1 protein-coding gene is annotated in these 2671 nt (G+C 69.9%); it reads right to left on the bottom strand.

Translation table 11 applies throughout. From position 1 onward, the window contains the following. Positions 1 to 2671, bottom strand: a 2671-nt coding sequence (locus WD250_16285) for an ELWxxDGT repeat protein (GenBank protein ID MEX2621776.1), incomplete at both ends; no start/stop codon positions are given.

The following is a 2671-nucleotide window of genomic DNA, read 5'->3' on the forward strand; positions in this document are numbered from 1 at the left end:
AGCGGTGCGCCACAGCTCCCGGCCCTGCTCACCGGTGGCCGCGAACACCACCGTGCCCGAGTTCCCGACGGCGGTCATGCCCGCCGGGTGCGACGACCCACCCAGGTTGATGTCGGCCACCAGCTCGGTGCCCGCCTCGGTGCCATCAGTCACCCACAGCTCCCGACCCGGCGCGTCGTCATGCTGGTCCTGTGGCGCAACCGAGCTGGGCGGCACATGCGGGTCATCCTCACCGGTGCCAGCAAAAGCGGAGAAGAACGCCACCTCGCCCACCGGCGAGAGCTCCAACGGGATCGACGACCCCTCCGGGTTCAAATCCACCACCAGGCCGGTGCCCTCCGGCGTGCCGTCGGAGTACCACAGCTCCCGGCCGTGCTCATCCTCGGCGTTGAACAACGCTTCCCCGTCACCGAAGGCGGTCACCTGCCGGGGGACCACGGCTGGCGTGAGCTCCTGGGTGCCCTCCTCGGTTCCGTCACTGACCCACAGACGATTGTTCGTGCCACTCCCGGCACTGAAGAACAGCACGCCGCCAGCCGGGGTCAGCTCGCTCAGCAACGTCATGCTCGTGGGATAGGGGTCCCTGACCAGCTCGGTGCCTGCTTCGGTGCCGTCGCTGCGCCACAAACCCCGCCCGACATAGGGCCCCGAGGCGCCGTGGTCGGGATGGTAGGGGTCGAGGAACGCCACATCGCCGACCGCGGCCATGTGCCGCGGGGTGGAGGTGAGCCCCGGGTAGATGTCGCGCACCAGCACGGTGCCCGCCGCCGTGCCGTCAGAGCGCCACAGCTCCCGGCCGTGGTCAGGGTGGTTGGCGGTGAAGAACAGGGTGTCGCCCGCAGCGGTCAACAGCTGCGGACGCGCGTCCCCGCCCGCCACGATGTCTTTGACCAGCTGCGTGCCCTCCGGCGTCCCGTCGGTGCGCCACAGCTCGCGGCCGTGGTCGGGATGGTAAGCGGTGAAGAACAACGTCTCGCCCACCACCGTCAGGTCGGCGGCCACCCCCGCCGCACCCGACAGCCCCGCCGCTGGGCCCGGCCGCTGCGAGGACCCCTCGGGGTGGACGTCGTCGACCAGGCCGACCTCCACACCAGGCGGGCGCGCGGCAGTGTCGCCAGGCCCGCCCGCCTCGGTGTCATCGGGGTGCAGGCGCAGCACAAACCCCTCGCCGTCGCCCTCGGAGACGGGGCTGTCCTGGAACGCGTTATAGGTCGGTGGGATCGGCGCGTCCTCGCCCCATGTGCCGCTACCAGACGGGCGGGCAATGCCGGCGACGCTGACCCTGCCGTCGGCGTCCACATCCACTCCAGTCCACCGCAGGTGCGTACCGCCCGCGCCGAGCGCGGTGCCGTACAGCAGGTCACCCTCGCCCCGGCCGGCCGGGTCGATGTGCAACAGCACACCGGCGCTCCCCGGCGAGCCATGCGCCTGGAACCCGAACCCATCGGTGACACCGCTAGTTGGCTGGAACGCGCCTTCGGTGAGGTGGGCGAAGTCCCCGGCGGCGGTGTAGCCGGCCACCCAGGCGGTGCCCTCGGGGGTGGCGGCGACCGCCGTGCCCCTGGTCGTCCAAACCCCGCCGAACATGGTCGCGTACACCATGTCGTCGGCGCCGTTGCCCGCTGGGTCCAGCTCCTGCAGGGTCCCCTCGGTGACGCTGACGTCATGGCCGTGGTTGGCGAAGAACCGGGAGTGCTCGGTCTGCATCGCCCCAAGCGTCACGGGGACCTCGAAGTTGGCGTCGCCGACACCCGGGCCGCCACGACGTCCGGCGAGGAAGATCGTGTCGTCGCGGGGGTTCCAGGCCATGTCTTCCGCAAAGATGCCGTAGGTCGCGTAAACGAACGGGTCCTCGCCCAAACCCTCCGCGGGCCAGTCCAGCTTGACCAGCCACGGGCCGACAGGCTCCTCGCGATAGGCCCCCGCGGTCGCCTCGAACGTGCCCCGGTTGCCCGTGGCGTACACAAAACCGTTGCCATCGACGATCACGGCGTCCACCCGCCCCGTGGTCAGGACGAGGCGGTCCAATGCCGCCTCGCCCGGCCCAGCGGTCGGGTCGATGCGGGTGATGCCGCCGCCGCGTTCCTCACCGACGTACACCATGCCCGCGGCGTCCACCGCCATCGTCCAGATGCGTTCGGCGTAGTAGGTCGAGTACACCAACTGCGAGCCGTCAGGGCTCAACAAGGTCACGAACCCGCCGCCGGGATCGGCCTGGTGCGCGTCGTCGGTCGTCGGGAAATCATCCGAGCTCGTCAGTCCGACCACATATACGACACCGTCATCATCGACGACAACCTCATAGCCATGATCGAACCCCGCCCCCCCCAGATAGGTCGCCCACTCCAACGCGACGGCCCCGTCCTCGCCCCCCCCGGGTACGAGTTTGGCCACGAACGCGGCGCTGCCGAGGCAGTTGCCGTCTTCGTCCTCCTCGGCGCAGGCTTCCTGGAACGCGCCCGAGGTGGCGGGAAAATCCGCCGAGTTGGTCACACCTGTGACGTAGACATCGCCGTTCCCGTCGGTGACGATGTCACTGATACCGTCATAGCCGCTGCCGCCGAGGAAGGTGGCGTAGTCCAAGGTCGGGTCGATCACCAGCGGATACGCCGGGTCGTAGTCGCCGACGGTGAACCCGACGTGGCCGTCGCGGTGGATGGTGAACGCTGCG

Source organism: Egibacteraceae bacterium (assembly GCA_040905805.1).
GTDB lineage: Bacteria > Actinomycetota > Nitriliruptoria > Euzebyales > Egibacteraceae > DATLGH01.